The 23383-nt window shown below is 64.4% G+C and carries 9 protein-coding genes; 5 read left to right on the top strand and 4 right to left on the bottom strand.

Going from position 1 to position 23383, the window contains the following annotated elements; all coding sequences use genetic code 11:
- Both ACVWZT_RS15570 and ACVWZT_RS15575 read left to right on the top strand, forming a co-directional pair.
- Window positions 1-3345 carry an amino acid adenylation domain-containing protein gene (locus ACVWZT_RS15570; protein WP_457470163.1) on the top strand — a complete coding sequence of 1115 codons (3345 nt, stop codon included), beginning with the start codon at window positions 1-3 and terminating at the stop codon, window positions 3343-3345.
- A 12-nt stretch (window positions 3346-3357) separates the two neighbouring features.
- The gene (locus ACVWZT_RS15575; protein ID WP_457470165.1) at window positions 3358-15168 is read left to right on the top strand and encodes an amino acid adenylation domain-containing protein; all 11811 of its coding nucleotides are present in this window, start codon (window positions 3358-3360) and stop codon (window positions 15166-15168) included.
- A gap of 188 nt (window positions 15169-15356) precedes the next feature.
- Here the strand turns inward: ACVWZT_RS15575 and ACVWZT_RS15580 are convergent, their stop codons facing one another.
- The gene (locus tag ACVWZT_RS15580; protein ID WP_457470167.1) at window positions 15357-17816 is read right to left on the bottom strand and encodes a TonB-dependent siderophore receptor; all 2460 of its coding nucleotides are present in this window, start codon (window positions 17814-17816) and stop codon (window positions 15357-15359) included.
- Window positions 17817-17942: 126 nt separating this feature from the next.
- Window positions 17943-18803 carry a dihydropyoverdine dehydrogenase gene (pvdO, locus tag ACVWZT_RS15585; protein ID WP_457470169.1) on the bottom strand — a complete coding sequence of 287 codons (861 nt, stop codon included), beginning with the start codon at window positions 18801-18803 and terminating at the stop codon, window positions 17943-17945.
- A gap of 174 nt (window positions 18804-18977) precedes the next feature.
- Here pvdO and ACVWZT_RS15590 point away from each other — a divergent pair, with 174 nt between their 5' ends.
- Both ACVWZT_RS15590 and ACVWZT_RS15595 read left to right on the top strand, forming a co-directional pair.
- Window positions 18978-19142, top strand: coding sequence for a hypothetical protein (locus ACVWZT_RS15590; protein WP_296232331.1), 165 nt, complete (start codon window positions 18978-18980; stop codon window positions 19140-19142).
- A 116-nt stretch (window positions 19143-19258) separates the two neighbouring features.
- Complete coding sequence (locus ACVWZT_RS15595; protein ID WP_457470172.1) at window positions 19259-20140, top strand: DMT family transporter; 882 nt, start codon at window positions 19259-19261, stop codon at window positions 20138-20140.
- Between the two features lie 3 nt (window positions 20141-20143).
- On the opposite strand, the gene ACVWZT_RS15600 is transcribed toward ACVWZT_RS15595, so the two are convergent.
- Window positions 20144-20602 carry a DUF4265 domain-containing protein gene (locus ACVWZT_RS15600; protein WP_296232335.1) on the bottom strand — a complete coding sequence of 153 codons (459 nt, stop codon included), beginning with the start codon at window positions 20600-20602 and terminating at the stop codon, window positions 20144-20146.
- Between the two features lie 13 nt (window positions 20603-20615).
- Entirely contained in the window at window positions 20616-21491 is an 876-nt protein-coding gene (locus tag ACVWZT_RS15605; protein WP_457470174.1) for a DMT family transporter, read from the bottom strand.
- A 130-nt stretch (window positions 21492-21621) separates the two neighbouring features.
- Here ACVWZT_RS15605 and aceK point away from each other — a divergent pair, with 130 nt between their 5' ends.
- Window positions 21622-23337 carry a bifunctional isocitrate dehydrogenase kinase/phosphatase gene (gene aceK / locus ACVWZT_RS15610; protein ID WP_457470176.1) on the top strand — a complete coding sequence of 572 codons (1716 nt, stop codon included), beginning with the start codon at window positions 21622-21624 and terminating at the stop codon, window positions 23335-23337.
- The last annotated feature ends 46 nt before the right edge of the window (window positions 23338-23383 follow it).

Consider the following 23383-nt stretch of genomic DNA (forward strand, 5'->3'; position numbering starts at 1 on the left):
ATGAGCACCGATACCCGCAATACCGACCTGGTTCACCGCTTCATTCGGCTGCCGCTGGAGCAGCGCAAGCTGTTTCTTGAAAAGTTGGCGTCCAAGGGCAGCAGCCTGGCGCAATTGCCCATTGCGCAGGTGTGTGGCGACTTCGAGCAGTTGCCGCTTTCCTATGCCCAGCAACGCCAGTGGTTCCTCTGGAAACTGGACCCGGACAGCGCGGTATACAACATATCCTCGGCCCTGCGCTTCAAGGGCAAGCTGGACCTTGTAGCCCTTCAGCATGCCTTCGACGGCCTGCTGGCCAGGCACGATGCGCTGCGTACCACCTTCCATCAGCAAGGGGAGCGGGTGCAGCAGGTGGTACACCCACGCCTGGTGTTGCCGGTGACCCCTGAAACGCTGGATACACCGGGCGAGGAGGCCTTGCGCGAGCAGGTGGAGCGAGAGGCGCGCCAAGGCTTCGACCTGGAGCATGGGCCACTGCTGAGGGTCAGGCTGCTGGCGCTCGATGCGCACGAGCACGTGCTGGTGTTGACCGTCCACCACATCATCGCCGACGGCTGGTCCATGCCATTGATGGTGGAAGAGCTGGTGCGCCTGTATGAAGCCTGCAGCCAGGGCCGCGAGGCACAGCTGCCCACGCTACCCATTCAATACGCCGACTACGCCATCTGGCAGCGGAGCTGGATGGAAGCCGGGGAGCAGGCGCGCCAGCTGGCCTACTGGACCCGCCAGCTGGGCGGCGAGGATCCGCTGCTGGAGATGCCGCTGGACCGCCCGCGGCCAACGGTCAGCAGCCTCAGGGGGGCACGCCTGGCCATCGACCTGCCGGCAGACCAGGCGCGTGCGCTCAAGCGCTTCGCCCAGCAACGAGGGGTGACGCTGTTCATGCTGCTGCTGGCCAGCTTCCAGGTTCTGCTGCACCGCTATTCAGGGCAGGCAGATATCCGCGTCGGTGTGCCGGTGGCCAACCGCAATCGCGTGGAAACCGAGCGCCTGGTCGGGCTGTTCGTCAATACCCAGGTACTGCGGGCCGAGTTCGATCTGCAGCTGACCTTTGCCGACTTCCTCGGCCAGGTCCGCCAGCGGGTGGTCGAGGCGCAGGCCCATCAGGACCTGCCCTTCGAACAATTGGTAGAAGCCCTGCAGCCGGAGCGCAGCCTGAATCACAGCCCATTGTTCCAGGTGATGTACAACCATCAGACCCAGGCCAGGGGCGAGCACCACACGCTGCCGGGGCTGGAGGTGAGCGCCGTGGCGTGGGACAACCACACCGCCAAGTTCGACCTGACCTTGGAAACCTTCGAGCACGAGACCGGTATCGGTGCTGCGCTGGTCTACGCCACCGACCTGTTCGATGCTGCGACTGCCCGCACTCTGGCCCGACACTGGCAGAACCTGCTGCACGCCGTCGTCGAGCAGCCCAACCAGCGAATTGCAGAACTTGCCTTGCTGGACGACAGCGAGCACCAGCAGATCATCGCAGGATGGAACGCGACTCAGGCCAGCTACCCGGATGCCAGCTGCATTCACCAGCTGTTCGAGGCGCAGGTAGCGCGAACCCCGGATGCCCCGGCACTGATCTCCGGCGAGCAGACGCTGAGCTATGCCGAGCTCAACTGCCGGGCCAACCAGCTGGCGCACAGGCTTCGCGAGCAGGGTGTGGGCCCGGACGTGCTGGTGGGCATTGCCATGCAGCGCAACCTGGAGATGGTCGTCGGCCTGCTGGCCATCCTCAAGGCGGGTGGCGCCTATGTGCCACTGGACCCGGAATATCCGCAGGACCGCCTGGAGTACATGCTCGAGGACAGCCAGGCGATCCTGGTGCTGTCGCAGACCAGCCTGAGTGAGCGAATGCCGGAGCAGTTCCGCTCGCGCACGCTGCTGCTGGACCAGTTGCCGCTGGACGCCTACCCGGATACCGACCTGGCCTGCATGAGCAGCCCGCGCAACCTCATCTACTGCATCTACACATCAGGCTCGACGGGCAAACCCAAGGGCGTGCAGGTCGAGCACCGCAGTGTGGCGGCACTGGTCGGCTGGTCGTTATCGGTATACGACCAGGCAGACCTGTGTGGCGTGCTGTTCTCCACGTCGATCTGCTTCGACCTGTCGGTGTGGGAGCTGTTCGTCACCCTGTCGGCGGGTGGTTATGCAGTGTTGGCCGCCAATGCCCTCGAGCTGCCGAACCTGGCGGCGAAGGACCGGGTGCGGCTGGTGAACACCGTGCCATCGGCAATCAGGCAACTGAGCGAAACCGGCAATATTCCAGCGTCGGTCAACACCATCAACCTGTGCGGCGAAGCGCTGAAGCAGGCGCTTGTCGATGACCTCTACCGCCTGGCGCACGTGCGCGCGGTGTACGACCTGTATGGCCCGTCCGAGGACACCACCTATTCCACCTGCACGCTGAGGTTGGCCGGTGGCAAGGCGAACATCGGCCGACCTTTGCACAACAGTGCTGCCTACGTGCTCAGCGGTGCCCTGCAACCGGTGCCGGTAGGGGCCGTCGGTGAGTTGTACCTGGCCGGTGCCGGCTTGGCCCGCGGTTACCTGAAGCGCCCGGGTCTCAGCGCCGAGCGCTTCATCCCCAACCCCTTCGATGCCCACGGCGGGCGCATCTACCGGACCGGTGACCTGGCCCGCTACCGGCCGGACGGGGTGCTGGAGTATGTCGGCCGGGTAGACCACCAGGTGAAGGTTCGCGGCTTCCGTATCGAACTGGGCGAGATCGAGGTGCGCCTGCAACAGCAGGCGGTGCGCGAAGCCGTGGTCATGGCCGTTGATGGCCCCGGTGGCCAGCACCTGGTGGCGTATGCAGTCCCTGACGAGCCTGGGGTGATGGCCGATGCCGCTGCGCAGGCAGCCCTGCGCGACCAACTGCGCAGTGCGTTGCGCAGGCAACTGCCGGAGTACATGGTGCCTTCTTACCTGGTGCTGCTGAGCAAGCTGCCACTGACGCCGAATGGCAAGCTGGACCGCAAGGCGTTGCCGCGCCCGGACCTTGCCCTGGCGGAGGAGGCCCACGTGCCACCGCGCACGCCCTTGCAGCAGCAGGTGGCCGCGATCTGGGCGGATGTGCTGAAAGTTGACCGGGTTGGCCTGGGCGACAACTTCTTCCTGCTGGGTGGTCACTCCCTGATCGCCACCCAGGTGACCAGCCGCGTGCAAGAGCAGCTGGGCTTGGCGGTCAGCCTGAAAGCGCTGTTCGAAACCCCTGATCTGGGCGGCTACTGCACGCAGCTTGAGCAGCTCACGCCACAGGCGGACCCTGTTCAGAATCAGCTGGCTAAATCCCTGGAGGCCCTGAAACGTCTAACTACGGAGGAAATTGAAAAGCTGGTTTCTTAGGAGATTTTAACTGTGCAAGAGCTGCTTGAGTCTGTAAAGCTACTGTCCACCAAAGAGCGCCAGGCCCTGGCAGCCTTGCTCAAGCAGCAGGGGGTGAACCTGTATGGGCTCACCCCGATCTTCAGGCGCGAGCCTGCAACCCCTGTCCCCCTTTCCTATGCCCAGCAGCGGCAGTGGTTTCTCTGGCAACTCGAGCCTGCCGCGCCGCTGTACAACATCCCGGCGGCCTTGCGCCTGCAAGGCCCCCTGGATGTCGAGGCATTGCAACGCAGCTTCGACGCGCTGGTGGTTCGCCACGAAATCTTGCGCACCACCTTCAGCGATGAAGGGCAGGGCGCTGTCCAGGTCATTCACCCCGAGCACAGCGTGGCGTTGGCGATCCAGACGCTGGCCGGCGCCGATGAACAACGTGTGCGCGAGTTCGTGGAGGCCGAGGCACGCCGCCCGTTCGACCTGCAGCACGGGCCACTGCTGCGGGTCAGCTTGCTGCGCCTTGGGCAGGACGAGCATGTACTGGTGCTGACGCTGCATCACATCGTCTCCGATGGCTGGTCGATGCCGCTGATGATCGATGAGCTGATGCAGCTGTATGCCGGTTATAGCCAAGGCCAGGCGCCGCAGCTGCCGGCGCTGCCGATCCAGTATGCCGACTACGCGATCTGGCAGCGTCAGTGGATGGAAGCGGGTGAGCAGGAGCGGCAGCTGGCGTACTGGAAGGCCCAGCTTGGCGATGATCAGCCAGTACTGGAGCTACCCACCGATCGTCCGCGTGCTGCGTCCAGCAGCCACCGAGGCGCCCGGCATGAGGTTCGCCTGCCGGAAGCCCTGGTGCATTCGCTCAGGCAGCTGGCCCAGCGTCAGGGGGCGACGCTGTTCATGGTGTTGCTGGCCAGTTTCCAGGCTTTGCTGCACCGCTATTCGGGGCAGGCGGATATCCGCGTCGGGGTACCGGTGGCCAACCGTAACCGGGTGGAAACCGAACGGCTGATCGGCTTTTTCGTCAACACCCAGGTATTGCGCGCCGAGTTCGACCTGCAACTGACCTTCAGCGACCTGCTCCAGCAGGTCAAACAGCGAGTGCTGGGAGCGCAGAGCCATCAGGACTTGCCGTTCGAGCAGCTGGTGGAGGCCCTTCAGCCCGAGCGCAGCCTGAGCCACAGCCCATTGTTCCAGGTGCTGTACAACCACCAGGTGCAGGCCAAGGGCAGACAGCGCAGCGTGCCAGGGCTACAGGTGGAGGGGCTGACCTGGGCCCACGACACGGCCAGGTTCGACCTGACCCTGGATACCTTCGAATACGAGCATAGCCTCGGCGCCGCCCTGAGCTACGCGACCGACCTGTTCGATGCCGCAACCATCGAACGGATGGCACGGCACTGGGTGAACCTGCTTGAGGCGATCGTGCACCAGCCCGGTCAGCGCGTGGCCGACCTGCCGCTGGTCAGCCAGGCGCAACAGGACCAGACCGTACAGGCCTGGAACCCGTCATCGATGCAGTTCCCCGCCGAACAGCCGCTTCATCGACTGATCGAGGCCCAGGTTGAAGCTGCACCGGATGCGACAGCATTGGTCTGCCGCGAGCAGACCCTGAGCTACGCCGAACTCAACCGCCGGGCCAACCAGCTGGCGCACAGGCTGCTGGAGCTGGGCGCAGGGCCGGATGTACTGGTGGGCCTGGCCGTCGAGCGCAGCCTGGAGATGGTTGTCGGCCTGCTCGGCATTCTCAAGGCAGGTGCTGCCTACGTACCGCTGGACCCGGCGTATCCACAGGACCGCCTCGCCTATCTGTTCGAGGACAGCGGTATCCGCCTGTTGCTGACCCAGCAGCACCTGCGTGACACCCTGCCAATACCGGCTGGCGTGCATGTGCTGGAGCTGGACGGCGATACCGGCCTCGGCGGCTACAGCGAGGTCAACCCTGCCTGCCGGGTGAATGCGGACAACCTGGCTTATGTGATCTACACCTCGGGCTCCACCGGTAAGCCCAAAGGTACGCTGCTGCCGCATCGGAACGTGGTGCGCCTGTTTGCTGCCACCCGGCACTGGTTCCATTTCGATGCCAGTGACGTATGGACGGTGTTTCACTCCTATGCCTTCGACTTTTCGGTATGGGAGCTGTACGGCGCGCTGCTGCATGGCGGCAAGGCGGTCATCGTGCCCACGGACGTGGCGCGTTCCAGCGAAGACTTCCACGCCTTGCTGGTACGCGAGCAGGTTACCGTGCTCAACCAGACTCCTTCGGCGTTCAAGCCGCTTGTTGCGGTTGCCTGCGAGGCGGCGAAGGCGGGGCAGCAACTGGCCCTGCGGCATGTGCTGTTTGGTGGCGAGGCCCTGGAGGTCAGCAGCCTGAAACCCTGGATGGACGTGTTTGGCGACCACCCGCCGCGCCTGGTCAACATGTATGGCATCACTGAAACCACCGTACACGTGACGTACCGGCCGATCACCCTGGAAGACTTGCACAACGGCGCCAGCAGCCCGATCGGCGAGGTCATCCCCGACCTGTCATGGTACTTGCTCGACGCAAACCTGAACCCGATCCTGCCGGGTTGCACGGGGGAAATGCTGATTGGCCAGGCGGGCCTGGCGCGGGGTTATCACGGCCGCCCCGGCTTGACTGCCGAGCGCTTCGTACCCAACCCTTTCGATGACCACGGTGGACGCCTGTACCGCTCGGGCGACCTGGCCCGTTACCGTACCGACGGAGTCATCGAATACATCGGGCGTATCGACCACCAGGTGAAGATTCGCGGGTTCCGTATCGAGCTGGGCGAGATCGAAGCGCGCCTGCTCGCCCAGCCTGCCGTGCGCCAGGTTGCGCTGCTGGCGCTGGATGGCGCCAGTGGCAAGCAACTGGTGGGCTATGTGGTGCCTGCCGATGCTGGTGTGCTGAACAGTATCGAACAGCAGGCGCAACTGCGTGACAACCTGCGTACCGAACTGAAGGCCAGCCTGCCTGAGCACATGTTGCCCGCGCATCTGCTGTTCCTGGAAGTGCTGCCCCTTACCGGCAACGGCAAGCTCGACCGCAAGGCCTTGCCGGCACCAGACGCCAGCGTGCTGCAGGGTGAGTACATTGCGCCGCAAACCGAACTGGAGCAGCAGATCGCAGCCATCTGGGCCAACGTGCTGAAGCTGGAGCAAGTCGGCCTTGCCGACAACTTCTTCGAACTGGGCGGCGATTCGATCATGTCGTTGCAGGTTGTCAGCCGTGCCCGCCAGCTGGGTATCCGCTTCACCCCCAAGGAGCTGTTCCAGCACCAGACAGTACAGGGGCTGGCTGCGATCGCCCGGCGAGAAACCGGCACCGCAATCGACCAGGGGCGGGTCGAGGGCAGCATGCCGCTGACTCCGATCCAGCAGTGGTTCTTCGCATCGGACGTCGTCGAGCGGCATCACTGGAACCAGTCGCTGATGCTACACACCCGCGAGGTGCTGGATGAACACCACCTGCAGGCGGCGTTGCGCTGCGTGGTCGACCATCACGACGCCCTGCGCCTGCGCTTCAGCCAGGCCGAAGGTGCCTGGCAGGCAGTGTTCGGCACCGCGCAGCATGAACTGTTGTGGCGTCGCCAGGTTGAACATACCGAAGCACTGGAGCAGGTCGGCAACCAAGCCCAGCGCAGCCTGAACCTGGAGCAAGGGCCTCTGCTGCGGGCAGTGTTGGGCGAACTGCCCGATGGTAGCCAGCGGTTGCTGTTGGTCATCCACCACCTGGTGGTGGATGGTGTGTCATGGCGGGTGCTGCTCGAAGACTTGCAGCAGGCTTACCATGCCCTGGCCGCCGGCCAGACCCCAGTGTTGCCCGCCAAGACCAGCGCGTTCAAGGCCTGGGCAGAGCAGTTGCAGAGCTATGCGACAACGCCCGCGCTGCAGCATGAACTGGCTTACTGGCACGAGCAGCTGCAAGGCGTTGACGATGCTTTGCCCTGTGACAACCCGCAAGGTGCCAATCTGCAGCGTTGCGCGGCCTCGGTCGCGACGCGCCTGGACGCACACTGGACGCACAAGCTGTTGCATGAAGCGCCGGCGGCCTATCGCACCCAGATCAACGACCTGCTGTTGACCGCGCTGGCACGGGTGATCGCGCGCTGGACCGGTCGCGCAGAGGTGCTGGTGCGCCTGGAGGGGCATGGCCGCGAAGACTTGTTCGACGGCATTGACCTGACCCGCACGGTTGGCTGGTTCACCAGCCTGTACCCGCTCAAGCTCAGCCCACAGGCGCAATGGGCGGGCTCGATCAAGACCATCAAGGAACAGTTGCGCGCCGTTCCCGACAAAGGGATGGGTTATGGCGTATTGCGTTACCTTGGAGGAAGCGAGGCTCGTCAGGTGCTTGGCCGACTACCGGCAGGCGAGATCGTCTTCAACTACCTGGGCCAGTTCGACAGCAGTTTCGATGCGGCAACAGGGCTGTTGACGCCGGCGCAGGAAAGCGCTGGCCAGAGCCATGATGACGCTGCACCGTTGAGCAGCCAGCTGGCCATCAATGGCCAGGTCTTTGCCGGAGAGCTGAAGCTGAACTGGACTTTCAGCAGCGAGCGTTTCCAGCCGTCCACCGTCCAGCGTCTGGCCGATGCCTACGCAGATGAGCTCAAGTCACTGATCGAGCACTGCTGCCAGGCGCATGAGCGCGGGGTAACCCCTTCGGACTTCCCGCTGGCCGGGCTGACCCAGGCGCAGCTGGACAACCTGCCGGTGGCTGCCGCGCAAATTGCCGATGTCTATCCGTTGTCGCCGATGCAGCAAGGCATGTTGTTCCACAGCCTGTACGAAGAAGGCAGCGGTAACTACATCAACCAGATGCGGGTCGATGTCGACCACCTTGACCCACAGCGTTTCAAGCAGGCCTGGCTGGATGTACTGTTGGCCCACGACATATTGCGCACCGGTTTCGTGTGGCAGGCAGAGCTGGAGCGAGCGGTGCAGATCGTGCACCGCAGCGTGGGCTCGCCGTTCACGGAACTGGACTGGCGCGACACCGAGCAACTGGAGGCCGCGTTGCAGCAGCTGGCTGATGAGGAGCGTCAGCGCGGCTTCGACCTGGCCCAGGCACCATTGCTGCGCCTGGTGCTGGTGCGTACCGACAGGCATCGCCACCATCTGATCTATACCAACCACCATATCCTGATGGATGGCTGGAGTACCTCGCGCTTGCTGGGGGAGGTGTTGCAGCGTTATGCCGGGCAACCGATACCGGTGCAGGCAACGCATTACCGCGATTACATCGCCTGGTTGCAGCGTCAGGATGCGGGCGCCGCTGAAACATTCTGGAAGGGCCAACTGGCAGACCTGGAGGCACCGACCTGCCTGGCGCAAAGCATCCCTGGCCTTGGCCTGGGCGGTTCGGCATCTGGGCAAGGTGAGTACCAGCAGCGCTTCGACCGCCAGCAAACCCGGCAGATCGAGGCCTTCGCCAAGGCTAATCGGGTCACGGTCAATACCTTGCTGCAGGCCTGCTGGCTGCTGTTGCTGCACCGCTATAGCGGCCAGCCCAGTGTCTGCTTCGGCGCTACGGTGGCTGGGCGGCCGGCTGATCTGCCAGGGATGCAAGAGCAGATCGGCCTGTTCATCAACACCCTGCCGGTGGTCGGCACGCCACGTGCGGAACAGACCGTCGCGCAGTGGCTGGCCCAGGTTCAGGCGAGCAACCTGGCGGCGCGCGAGTTCGAGCATTCTCCATTGTATGACGTGCAACGCTGGGCCGGGCAGGGCGGTGACGCATTGTTCGACAGCTTGCTGGTGTTCGAGAACTACCCGGTGGCCGAAGCGCTGCAACAGGGCGCGCCCGATGGCCTGCGCTTTGGCGAGGTGGCCAATCGCGAGCAGACCAACTACCCGTTGACGCTGTTGGTGAGCCCGGGGGCAACTTTGTCGATCCAGTACAGCCACAATCGCAGCCAGTGGTCTGGCCAGGCGGTCGAGCAGGTGGCGCAGCACCTGGGCAACCTCATCAGTGCCATGCTGGTAGATGCCGGCCGGGCACTGGCCGAGCTGCCGATGCAGGGCCCCGATGAGCAGCGCCAACTGCTCCAGGACTGGAACGCCACGGATGCACTGTTCCCGAGTGATAGCAGTATCCACCAGCTGATCGAGGCCCAGGTGCGCGCCACCCCGGACGCGCCGGCGCTGGTGTTCGGCGAGCAGACCCTGAGCTATGCCCAGCTCAACCGCCGTGCCAACCAGCTGGCGCACCGCCTGCGCGAGCAAGGCGTGGGCCCTGACGTGCTGGTCGGCATCGCCATGGAGCGCAGCCTGGAGATGGTCATCGGCCTGCTGGGCATTCTCAAGGCCGGGGGTGCCTACGTGCCGCTGGACCCGGAGTACCCGCAGGAACGCCTGCGCTACATGTTCGACGACAGCGGCATCGCCTTGCTGCTGAGCCAGTCGCACCTGCGCGACAGCCTGCCGATCCCGGCCGGGCTGCGTTGCCTGGAGCTGGATACGGAAGACCTGAGCGGCTACAGCGATGCCAACCCGGACAGCGATGTAGCGCCGCTGAACCTCGCCTACGTGATCTACACCTCTGGCTCCACCGGTCGCCCGAAAGGTGCCGGCAACAGCCATCGGGCGCTGGTCAACCGCCTGTGGTGGATGCAGAAGGCCTACGCCCTGGACGCCGGCGACAGCGTGCTGCAGAAAACCCCGTTCAGCTTCGACGTGTCGGTGTGGGAGTTCTTCTGGCCGCTGATGACCGGCGCGCGCCTGGTCGTGGCCCAGCCGGGGGCGCACCGCGACCCGCAACTGCTGGTGGACACCATCGAGCACTACGGCATCAGCACGCTGCACTTCGTGCCGTCGATGCTGCAGGCGTTCATGACCCACGAAGCGGTGCAGCGCTGCGTCAGCCTCAGGCGTGTGGTGTGCAGCGGCGAAGCACTGCCGGCCGAACTGGCCCGGCAGACCCTGCAACGTTTGCCGGCGGCGCGCCTGTACAACCTGTACGGGCCGACCGAAGCGGCCATCGACGTCACCCACTGGACCTGCCAGCCGGACGAAAATATCAGCGTGCCGATCGGCCAGCCGATCGACAACCTCAAGACCCATATCCTCGATGGCAGCCTGCAACCGGCAGTACGCGGCAGTGCCGGTGAGCTGTACCTTGGCGGTGTGGGCCTGGCCCGTGGTTATCACCAGCGCCCGGCGCTGACCGCCGAACGCTTCGTGCCAGACCCGTTCAGCAGCGACGGCGGCCGCCTGTACCGCAGCGGCGACCTGGCGCGCTACCGCGCCGACGGGGTGATCGACTACGCCGGGCGTATCGACCACCAGGTGAAGATCCGCGGCCTGCGCATCGAACTGGGCGAGATCGAAGCGCGCCTGCTGGAGCTGGCGAGCGTGCAGGAAGCGGTGGTACTGGCCCAGGACGGGCCGGGCGGCAAGCAACTGGTGGCCTACGTGGTGCCTGCCGACAGCACGCAAGCGCAGGGCGCGTTGCGCGACAGCCTGCGTGCCGCGCTCAAGGCTGGCTTGCCGGACTACATGGTGCCGGCGCACCTGCTGTTGCTCGACCAGTTGCCGCTGACGCCGAACGGCAAGCTCGACCGCAAGGCCCTGCCGCAGGTGGATGCCAGCCAGTTGCAGGGCGAGTACGTGGCCCCGCAGAGCGCGCTGGAGCAACAGATCGCGGCGATCTGGGCGCAGGTGCTGAAGCTGGAAAGGGTCGGCCTGACCGACAACTTCTTCGAGCTGGGTGGTGATTCGATCGTATCCTTGCAACTGGTCAGCCGAGCGCGCAAGGCCGGGCTGGAGTTTACCCCCAGGGAGCTGTTCGAGCATCAGACCGTACAGCGCCTGGCCTTGGTCGCGCGGCAACACCGTAGCGCGCAGGATGGCGAGCCGCCTGCAGCGTCGGCAGCGGATGCGTTGGCGGCGCTGACCCAGGCACAACGGCAGCTACTGCCAGTCCCGGTGGAGCAGATCGCTGACCTCTATCCGCTTTCGCCAATGCAGCAGGGCATGCTGTTCCATACCCTGCAAGGGCCAGAAGCCGGCCTTTACATCAACCAGACCGCGGTCTCGGTGGCAGGGCTGGACATTGACCGCTTCGCCGATGCCTGGCGGCAGGTGATTGCCCGGCATGACATTCTGCGCACGGCATTCTGGTCCGACCCGCAACTGCACGAGCCGATGCAACTGGTACTGCGCGAAGTCGCCCTGCCGTTGCAGGTGCTCGATTGGCGGCAGCGAGACTGCGCGCCGGAGGCGCTCAAGGCATTGGCGGCAGAAGAAGCTGCCCGAGGCTTCCAGTTGACGAGTGCGCCGCTCATGCGCCTGACACTGGTGCGCCTGGAAGATGGGGACGTGCAGCTGATCTGGACGCGGCATCACATCCTGATGGACGGCTGGAGCGATTCGCGCCTGCTGGGCGAGGTGCTGCAGACCTATCACGGGCAGGCGCCGGACCGCCCGGTGGTGCATTTCGGCAACTACATCCGCTGGCTTGGCGCGCAACCCCAGGAAAAACTCGAACGGTTCTGGAAGGCAACCCTCGGCGGCCTGGAAACCCCGACCTTGCTGGCTGGCACCGTAATGCCTCGCCCGGCGCCTGAGCTGGACGGCCATGCCGCGCTGTACCTGCGCTGGGACAGGCCCAGAACCCGACGCCTGCGTGAGCAGGCGCAAAGGCTGCGGGTGACCCCGAACACCCTGATCCAGGCGGCCTGGTTGCTGGTGTTGCAACGCTACACCGGGCAATCCACGGTGTGCTTCGGCGCGACGGTGGCAGGGCGTCCACCGAGCCTTGCGGGCGCCGATGAAATGCTGGGGTTGTTCATCAATACCTTGCCGGTGGTGCAGAGGCCCGAGCCGTGGCAACGGGTCGAGACGTGGTTGCAGCAGCTGCAGGCGTACAACGTCGAGATGCGCGACCATGAGCATGCAGCCCTTGCCAATGTCCAGCGCTGGGCCGGGCGCCCGGGCCAGGCGTTGTTCGACAGTATCGTCGTGTTCGAGAATTTCCCGGTCGATGAGCGCCTGGCGGAAAACAGTAGCGATTCCCTGCAGTTCGGTGATGTCAGTGCACGGGGCGTTACCAACTACGCCATGGACTTGTGCGTGGAGCTGGGCAACACCCTGGTGGTGGAGTTCATGTACCTGCGCAGCTGCTTCAGCGAGGCTGCCACCGAGGCATTGCGTGGCAGCTTCGAGCGTTTGTTGAATGCGCTGCTGGATGACCCGCAGGCTACGCTCGGTAGCCTGGACATGTTGGCCCCGGCGCAGTTGCAACAGGCAGCCACGCGTAACCGCCTGGCCGGTAGCGCGCAGCGCGAGCCGCTGCTGGCCGAGCAGATTGCCCAGCATGCCATGGATTGCCCCGATGCCGTCGCGGTGGTCTGCGCAGGGCAGCAATTGACTTATCGCGAGCTGGAACAACAGGCCAATCGCCTGGCGCATCGGCTCATCGCCATGGGCGCGCGGCCAGAGGCCACCGTCGGCATCGCCCTGGAGCGTTCGGTCGATGTCATCGTGGCGTTCCTTGCCGTGATGAAGACCGGTGCGGCCTATGTCCCGCTGGACATCGATTACCCCCAGGAGCGCCTGCAATGGATCGTCGATGACGCAGGCATGCACGTGTTGATCACAACCCGCGAGCTCAGGCCGCGTTTCGCCCAGGTGCAGTGCTGTGTCGAGCTGGACACACAGGTACCCGACGGGTTGCCGCTGACGCCGCCGCAAGTGAACCTGCAGCGGGACAACCTGGCCTACCTCATCTATACCTCTGGCTCTACGGGCCAGCCCAAAGGGGTAGCGGTCAGCCACGAGCAGATTCGCATGCACTGCCAGGCAATTGCCTCGCTCTATGACATGGATCGAACCACCCGCGAACTGTTGTTCATGTCATTCGCCTTCGATGGTGCCCAGGAACGCTGGCTGTCGACCTTGTCATCCGGTGGTTGTCTGGTGGTGCGTGAAAACCGTCTGTGGACGGCAGAAGAAACCTGGCAGGTGCTGCACGAGCAGCGCATCGACATTGCCTGCTTCCCACCGGCCTACCTTCAGCAGCTGGCAGAATTCGCCGAAGGCCAGGACCGGGCCTCGCCCCCGGTGCGGGTGTACTGCTTTGGCGGGGACGCGGTACCCAATGCCCTGTTCGAGCAGGTCAAGCGCAGCTTGCGGCCGCAGTGGCTGACCAACGGCTATGGCCCGACCGAGACAGTGGTCACGCCGCTATTGTGGAAGGTCTCCCGCGAGCAGACATGCGAGGCGGTGTTCGCACCGATCGGCACGCGTGTCGGTGAGCGCACGCTGTACGTACTCGACCAGCATCTCAATCCGTTGCCTGACGGTGTCGCGGGCGAACTGTACATCGGCGGCGAAGGGGTGGCGCGCGGGTATCACCGGCGGCCATCCCTGACTGCCGAGCGTTTCGTCGCCGACCCCTCTGGCCACGGCTTGCGCCTGTATCGCACCGGTGACCGGGTGCGGCGCCGCAGCGATGGCGTGATCGACTTCATCGGGCGCATGGACAACCAGTTGAAGGTGCGCGGTTTCCGCATCGAGCCGGGCGAAATTGAAGCGCGCCTGCGTGACCTGAGCGAGGTGCGGGATGCCGTGGTGGTCGCACGCGAAACAGCCACAGGCAAACAGCTGATCGGCTACGTGGTTACCCGCGACAAGCACGGCTGCGCCCAGGCATTGCGTGAGGCCCTGGCTGCCGAATTGCCGGATTACATGGTGCCTGCGCAACTGGTGCTGATGCCGGCATTGCCGCTCACGCCAAACGGCAAGGTCGACCGCAAGGCGCTGCCGGCGCCTGAATTCGTTGGCCAGCGGGTGCAGGTTGCACCGCGCAATGCGATCGAGCGGGCGTTGGCGGACATCTGGCAGCAAGTGCTGGACGTGCCCAGCGTGGGGGTCGAAGACAACTTCTTCGAGCTGGGCGGCGATTCGCTGCGGGTGCTCAAGATGCTGTCCCAGGTCCGCGCCTGCGCGGCGTTGCCCATCGAACTGAAACTGCGCGATGTCATGGCCAGGCCGACCATTGCCGAGTTGTCTGGTTACGCCGACAACGAGGCCAGCCTGGATCCGCTGCTGCTGCTCAATAACCGTGTGGATGGGGCGACGCCGTTGTTCTGCCTGCACGCCGGCTTCGGTACGGTGTTCGACTACGAACCCTTGGCGCGCCGCCTGGACGGCCGCCGTGCGGTCTACGGCATTCAGTGTCGCATGCTGCTGGATCATGCCTGGGAGGATGATTCCCTTCAGGCAATGGCGATCGACTATGCCCAGTACATCCGCCAGAAACAGCCGCAGGGGCCTTATCAATTGCTCGGGTGGTCGCTTGGTGGCGCGCTTGCGGTGCTGGTGGCCCATGAACTGGAAAGCCAAGGGCAGCAGGTTTCGATGCTGAGCCTGGTGGACAGCTTTATCCCTCAGCCGGGCCAGGTGGCACCTGACGCTGATTGGCGTGACGATCTGCACGGCTTCCTGGGGGTGATGCTTGGCGCCGACAGAGAGCGTCTGGTTGTGCCTGCGATAGCGGCCGATTGCGACAGCGACGGGTTGGCGCAGATCATCGACGCGGTGCGCACGACCCAGGCCGGGCAGTCAGCTTATGCCGAGATCGGCAGCGCGGAGCTGGCACACACTTTTGTCGTCGCGATGAAGCTCAAGGCACTGTCGCAGCAGATGGCCGCGTTGCCGGTTACTGTTGCAGAGGCTGTGTGCTGGTGGGCGGGTACCGGCAACTTCGCCGAGCGGCTTGCCGGGCCTGCCCGGCATGTCGCTGTAGATGCCGGGCATTACGACATTCTCAGGCATCCCGAGGTACTCGACGGTCTGATCGCCTTGCTGCAACGGCGGGACCTGGTCGGCGGCTGAAACTGGCCGCCCCGTTGCGGGGCGGCTGCCTGCATAAGGGCCCGTTGCCTACCCCTTGGGGTGGCAACGGGCTTTTTCATGACAGCGGCTCGTGCGGGAATGGGCAGGCAATGAAAAACGGCGCTCCCGTGTGGGAAGCGCCGTTGTATCAGCCGGCTTGCGGCAAGTGTGGCGGGATTGTTGTCAGGTCAGAAGTCGTAGCGCAGGTTCAGCATGGTGTTGCGCGGGGCGCCGTAGTGGGCGTAGCTGCCAGCCATGCCTGCGTAGTATTTCTCATCGAACAGGTTGTTGACGTTGACGGTGGCCGACAGGTTGTCGTTGATCTGGTAGCGCGCCATCAGGCTGGCGACGGTATAGTCGTCCTGCGTGACCCGTGCACCCAGGCGGGCGTAGGTGAGCGACGAACTGGAGTTCCAGCTGGCACCGCCGCCAATGGTCAGCTTGTTCCAGTCACCCTGAAGACGGTAGGTGGTCCAGAGGCGGAAGGTGTCCATGGGCAATTGCGTGGTCAGGCGGTTGCCATCGGCGTCCTCGGTACGCGAGTGGCTATAGCCGGTCTGCAGGTTCCAGCCGGGCAATATCTCACCGGACAGTTCCAGGTCGATACCTTTGGTTTCCGCACCGTCGACAGCGCGGTAAGCCTGGGTCCGACCAGGTGTCAGATTATCGCCATCTTCTTCGGCAAGGTTGTCGCGCTGGATCAGATAGAGTGCTGCGTTGGCATTCAAGCGGCCATCATAGAATTCACCTTTCCAACCCAGCTCGTAGTTCTTGCCCACCACAGGTTCCAAGGTCTTGCCGGACACATCCTGGGCAGACTGCGGTTTGAAGATGTCGGTATAGCTGACGTAGACCGACTGCTCCGGGGTCAGGTCGTAGACGATCCCGGCATAGGGCGTGACCACGCCGTTCTCGCGCATCTTGGTGGTCGGGGCGCGGGCGGGCAGGATGCTGAGGTTATAGTCGTAGCTGTATTTCGACACCCGGGCGCCCAGGATGAAGTGCAGCTCGTCAGTGACGTTGAAGCGACCGGCCAGGTAGTAACCGCTCTGACGGATAGCGACGTTGTAATCCAGGAACGGGACGTAGCTGTCGTCCGCTGGCCGGGCCATCTGGTTGTCCCAGTTGTAATAATCGATCGTGGTAGACGGCGCATCGGCTTCGTCGTGCTGGTTCTCGTACTCCTGGAAGTTGTAGCCGACGATCAGCTCATGGCTTTGCCCGAGCAGTTCAAACGGGCCCTGGAACGTCACATCGACGCCTTTCTGCGTCTGGGTCGCCTTGGCCTTGGCCGGGATGATCGGTATCGCACCGGTGGCCTGGTTGATATAGGCCACGTTGGTGGTGGTACGCAGGTAGGCGGAATCGGTATCGCGGTCGACGTCCATGTAGTTGGCGGCGATCTTGAACTGCCAGTCATTGGCCAGTGCCTGTTCCAGGCCGAAGGTGTAGTTGGTGGTTTCGATTTCGTCGTACATCCAGCGTGCGCCGGCGCTTTTCGAGCGGGAGAAATCGGTGGGTTGGCCATTGCTGAACAGCACCGGGACGCCCGGGGCACCATCGGCCCGGTACTTCTGATGGTCGATGCTGAAACGGCCGACGGTGGTGTCGGTCAGGTCTGCTTCGACCACCCCATAGACCAGGTCGCGTTTCTGGCTGTACCAGTCCATGAAGGTGTCGTTGTCTTGCTTGGCTGCAACGAAGCGGCCGCGAACGTTGCCGTTTTCCGTCAGCGGCCCGGAAACGTCCGCTTCGGCGCGGTAGTAGTCCCACGAGCCTAGCCCGGCCTGGATGTGCGACTTGAACTCGCGGGTTGGCCGCTTGCGGATCAGGTTCACCACGCCGCTCGGGTCACCCGCCCCGGTCATCAGGCCGGTGGCACCACGGATGATCTCGACATGATCGTAGAGCGCCATGTCCAGCAAGGTGCTGGGCATGTTGCGGGTCTGGTTTTCCTGGGTGGTGGTCACGCCATCGATCTGGTAGGTGTTGATCGCACTGCCACGCGAGTAGATGTTGAAACGCTCACCGCCGTCCTGGGACATGGTGATGCCTGGCGTCTGGTTGAGCACTTCGGTCATGGTCGCCAGGTGTTGGTCGTCCATGCGCTGGCGGGTGATCACGCTGATGGTCTGCGGCGTTTCGCGGATCGACAGGTTCATCTTGGTGGCGGTGTTGGTCACCCCGGTGGTGTACGACCCTGTACCTTCGGTAGTGGCCCCCAGGCCCGTACTATTGACGTTGGTCGCCGAAAGTTCGACCTGGCCGTCCTTTGCGCTTGAGCCTGCGGTGACGGTCACGGTGTTGCCGTCGATCTGGTAACGCAGCCCGCTGCCACCCAGCAGGATGCCCAGTGACGAAGCGAGGTCGTGTCGGCCATCGAGGGCCCTGGAACGCAAACCGCCGATGTCCTCCGGGCTGTACAGCAACTGGGTATCGGTCTGTCTGGCCAGCGTCTGCAATGCCGAGTTCATCGACTGCGCGGGAATGTCCAAGGTCCATTCCTGCGCCTGCACCTGGGCGGCCATGGCGGTGGACATGGCCAGGCCCAGGCCGACGCGTGTCAACGCATCCCGGGAACGAAACGAGTGACGGATCAGTAACGCTTTGGCAAGCGGGTCGAGCGGGCCGGGCAAGGTCTTGGACATCTATTGCGGTCTCGTTGGCAGAGGGGTTTTATCTATGTCAGCAATAGGACGCAGCACCTGGCAAAAACCGGAACGATTCTTATTGGCGATCTTTTCAGGCGCTGCTGCGCCAACCGCGTCACAACTTCACAAATCACGTGCTACGCGAAAACCGAGGAAGTCGCCGCGGGTGGTCTTGAGGCGGTCATTGCGGTTGGCCGAGCGGGAGAAGATCGGCGGCTCGCCCCAGTCGTTGCCGCGCATGTGCGCGCGGATGCACTTGGGGTCCTGAACCCAGGCGCTGCCGTCGGCGGGGGCGCCTTCGTAGCTGTCGTGGTAACAGTCGGCGACCCATTCGTAGACATTGCCGTGCATGTCGTACAGGCCGAAGGCATTGGCCGGGTAGCTGCCCACCGGAGCGGTATAGGTGTAACCGTCCTTGGGGCCATAGGTATTGGCGTGCTTGCTGATCTCGTACTTGCCCGGTTCGTCGAAGGGGAACGGGAACGGGCCGGTAGAGCCGGCGCGGGCGGCGTATTCACGTTCGGCTTCGCTGACCATGCGGTACGCTTTGCCGGTGGTTTTCGCCAGCCAGCGGGCGTAGCCCTGCACTTCGTCGTAGTCCACGCATACCGCCGGTTGGCGTGGGCCTTGCGGGTAGCTGGGTTTGCTGGCTTCGCACCAGCGGCCGGGGCGGTCGTCGCCGCTCTTGATCGCGGTGCCGGTGGCCTTGATGTAGGCGTCCAGTTCGCCGGCGGTAACCTGGTAGCGGCTCATGGCGAAGGGTTTGGCAAAGGTCACGGTATGCAGCGGCCCCTCGTCGGGCTGGCGACCGACTTCGCCGTCGGGGGCGCCCATCTGGTAGCTGCCGGCGGGCAGCACGACCATTTCCGGGCAGTCCTTGCAGTCTTTGAACACGTCGCCGGGTGTGGCGGCGTGGGCATGGGCGCTGACCAGCAGCAGGCAGGTGATCTGGGCTGGCCGGCAGAGCCAGGTGGAGACGTTCATCGGCGGTCCTCGGAACGGGTGAATGCGGGCTGCGTTTCGCATTCAGACGAGCCGGGGCGGTGAAAAATTAACCAGTGTCGCTCCTGCAACGGGATCGTGGGCGGCGGGGTAGTTGCCAGCCAGGAGACGCCGGGCTATAGTCCAGCCCATTGTCCTCTTCCCGAAGACCCGCTCATGCCAGCCAGCCCTGCCACCACCTGCTTTGCCATCGCGCCAGTCGCGGGCATGGTCGTGCGTGGCAGCCAGCAGCCGGTCATGAACAGTCTCTATCCACCACCACCTGTCAGTGGCGTCGTGGGCGGCGTAGCTCCGCCTCGCTGCGTGGTCGTGCTGGGCTGATCGGCTTCTGGCCGCAGCCCTTCGCACACGCAACCTACTGAACACGGTCGGCGACTTCCCACGCTGAAGCGTTCGTCGTCCGTCTGGCTTATTTGCCTTATATCAGGTGGCAATCCATGTCTGTCTTTAGCAAAACCTCGGTGGCCTCGGCGGCCACCACCTGCCTGTTCGTCCTGCTGTGGAGCAGCGGGGCGATCGTTTCCAAGCTGGGCCTGGCGCAGGCCAGCCCGTTCGCCTTCCTGCTGCTACGCTCGGCGCTGGCCCTGGCCGGCGTGCTGCTGATCGGGCCGCTGCTGCGGCTGCGCTGGCCGCGCGGTCGCGGTGCCGTGCTGCGGGCCCTGGGCACCGGCTGCGTGCTGCTCGGCGCCTACCAGATCTTCTACCTGCTGGCGCTCGATACCCAGGTCACCCCGGGCATCATGGCCACGGTGATGGGGGTACAACCGATCCTGACCGTGGTGCTGATGGAGCGCCAGCGCTCGTGGAGCCGTCTGTTCGGCCTGGGGTTGGGGCTGGCGGGCCTGGTCATGGTGGTCTACCAGGGCATCAACCTGGGTGGGGTATCGCTGGCCGGTATGCTATTCGCCCTGCTGGCGCTGGCCTGCATGACCTTCGGCTCGATCCTGCAGAAGCGCATCACCGACAACCCGATGGGCACCCTGCCGCTGCAGTACCTGGCCGGCTTTGCCATGTGCGCACTGTTCGCGCCGCTACAGCCATTGCATGTGCAGTGGAGCGCCGGTTTCGTCGGTGCGCTGCTGTGGATGGGCCTGGTGGTCTCGCTGCTGGCGACCTTGTTGCTGTACCGGCTGATTGCCAAGGGCAACCTGGTCAATGTCACCAGCCTGTTCTATCTGGTGCCGGCCGTGACCGCGGTGATGGACCTGCTGATCTTCGGCAACCGCCTGGCACCGCTTGGCTTGCTGGGCATGGGGCTGATCGTGGTGGGCCTGCTGTTCGTGTTTCGCAAGCCTGCCGCGCGCCTGGCCGAGGCCTAGGCCCTAGCGGAATTCTTCGGCGATGGCGTGGCGCAGCACGCCCTCCTCGAAGTCCAGCAGGCCGGCGTCGCGCTGGGTGAGCAGGTAGTAGAGCAGGGTATCGAGCGAACGCTGCGGTGGGACCTCGAGCGCCAGCATCTTCACCGCCTGCTCGGTCTCGCAGTTGCAGCCGAAGTCTTGCAGTGCCGCGCGTACCTGGTCCAGGGTTTCCGGGGGCCTGACGATAACCCGGAACACCGAACTGCCGCCGCTGTGGCGCAGTTCGGCAAACCAGGTTTCGCCGGCTTCTTCACGGGTGGCGATCACGTCGCCCGGGGCAATGCCGTAGACGTGGAAGGGAATGTTGTCGACGGCATAGCCACCTTCCACGGCCTTGGCCCATAGCCCCTCGACCGAGGCCGGTGGGTAGCCGTTGGCGTCCTGTTCCAGGCGGAACAGGACCTTCTTGTATGCGCTGTTCACGGTCTGCTCCGCTTCACCTGCGCGTCGGGCGCAGTACCAGCCACAACGCTGCACCGATCAGCAGGCCGCCGTACAGGTGCGCCATCGACAGCGGTTCGTCCAGCAGCCACGCCCCCCACAAGACGCCGAACACGGGAATCAGGAAGGTCACGGTGCTGGCCTTGACCGGACCGATTTCTTCCAGCAGGCGGAAGTACAGGATGTAGGCGAATGCCGTACACAGCAAGCCCAGGCCCAGCAGCGACAGCCACACCTGCCAGCCGCCCCAGCTGGCCGGGGGCTGGCTGAGTGCGCTCCAGGCGAACAGCGGGCTGAGCATCAGGGTGGCGCCGAGCATGCTGCCCAGGGCCGACAGGCGGCTGTCCAGGCCGTTGACCCAGCGGCGGGCGAGAAAACCGGCAAAGCCGTAGCAGGTGGTGGCTGCCAGGCACGCCAGGGCGCCCTGCAGCAAGGCCAGGTCGAGGGCCACCGGGCCTGCGCCGCTGAGGATGCCGACGCCGAACAGGCCGAGGAAGATGCCGCACAGCTTGGCCAGGGTCATCGGCTCGCGGAAGAACAGCGTGCCGACCAGCACGCCCATCAGCGGCGTGGTGGCGTTGAAGATGGCCGAATAGCCGGCCGGTAACACCTGGGCGGCCACGGAATAGAAGGTGGCCGGAATGCCGGAGTTGATCATGCCCAGCACCAGGCAGGCGCCAAGCTTGCCCTGGAAATCCCAGCGCACCCGGCCGGCGGCGAGCAGCGCGACCAGACCCAGGCAGGCGATGGACACGCGAAAAAACGCGGTCGGCACCGTGCCAAGCTCCGGGGCGATGATGCGCATGAACAGGAAACTCGCCCCCCAGACGGCGGCAAGGGTCAGCAGGCGGGCTAGGGCGATGGGGCTCACGACGGTCTCCGGGGGCAGGGCAGGGCGCGAGTGTACGCCACGGGGCGGGGGGATTCTTGTGCTTTCTTGCGGTGTAAACCTTGGCTGGCCGACTAAGCTCTCTATCTCATCCCGCATCGAGGCCTCCGACATGCCCCAACCCTGGCCCGCCGTCGCAATCGCCCGGATGATCCTCGCCGGTTTCGACGACTACCGCGACCACTTCCGACGCATCACTCTTGGCGCCCGCAAGCGCTTCGAGCAGGCGCTGTGGCAGGAAATCCAGCGTGCCGCTGCTGCCCGCATCAACCTCTACGAAGAAAAGGTCGCCGAGGTCAATGGCTGGCTGCGAGAAGGGTTTGCCCAGGAGGTGCTGCTGGACGTGGCGCAATGGCCGCTGGTGAAGGACGCCTATATCCACCTGATCGACCCGCGCCTGGACGACGAGCTGGCCGAGACCTGGTACAACTCGCTGTTCTGCAGCCTGTTCAGCCACGACCTGATCAGCGACGGCTGCATGTTCATCCACACCACCCGGCCCTCGATGCGCGGTCGCGAACGTGCTGCGCAAACCCGCACCTATCGGCCTGACGATGGTTTGAAAGGCTTGCTGCGGGCGGTATTTGCCGCTTACCCGTTCGATGTGCCGTATGGCGACCTGGAGGGCGACCTGGCGCGCCTGGAGGAGCAGTTGCGCGACTGCCTGCCGGACTGGGTATGCAAGGACCCGGCCCTGGCCCTGGAGCTGTTCGTGCCAGTGCTGTACCGCAACAAGGGGGCATACCTGGTCGGCCGGTTATACAACAGCGACGAGCAGTGGCCGCTGGTGATTCCGCTGCTGCACCGCGAGGGGCACGGCATCGAGGCCGATGCGCTGATCACCGATGAGGCCGAGGTGTCGATCATCTTTTCCTTCACCCGCTCGTACTTCATGGTCGATGTGCCGGTGCCGGCGGAGTTCGTCAACTTCCTCAAGCGCATTCTGCCGGGCAAGCACATTGCCGAGCTGTACACCTCGATCGGGTTCTACAAGCACGGCAAGTCGGAGTTCTACCGGGCGCTGATCAACCACCTGGCCAGCAGCGACGACCGTTTCGTCATGGCCCCCGGGGTACGGGGCATGGTCATGAGCGTGTTCACCCTGCCGGGCTTCAACACCGTGTTCAAGATCATCAAGGACCGTTTTTCGCCATCGAAGACGGTCGATCGCGCCACGGTGATCGACAAGTACCGGTTGGTGAAAAGTGTCGACCGGGTGGGGCGTATGGCCGATACCCAGGAGTTCGCCGATTTTCGCTTCCCGCGCAGCAAGTTCGAGCCGGAGTGCCTGGCCGAGCTGCTGGAAGTGGCACCCTCGACCGTGGCGCTGGAAGGCGACACGGTGCTGATTCGCCACTGCTGGACCGAGCGGCGCATGACGCCGCTGAATCTTTACCTGGAGCAGGCCAGCGAGGCCCAGGTGCTGGAGGCGCTGGAGGATTACGGCCTGGCCATCAAGCAACTGGCGGCGGCGAATATCTTCCCTGGCGACATGCTGCTGAAGAACTTCGGTGTTACCCGGCATGGCCGGGTGGTGTTCTACGACTATGACGAAATCAGCTTTCTGACCGAGGTGAATTTCCGCCACATTCCGCCGCCGCGTTATCCGGAAGACGAGATGTCGGGCGAGCCGTGGTATTCGATCGGGCCACACGATGTATTCCCCGAAGAGTTTCCGCCGTTTCTGTTTGCCGATATCGGCCAGCGCCGGTTGTTCAGCCGCTTGCATGGGGAGCTGTACGACGCGGATTACTGGAAGGGGCTGCAGGCGGCGATACGCGACGGCAAGGTGATCGATGTGTTTCCGTATCGGCGCAAGGGGCGGTGACTGTGCTTCATCAGGCCCGGCCTCTTCGCGGGTACGGCACAGGATT

This window comes from Pseudomonas sp. TE21394 (assembly GCF_054057835.1).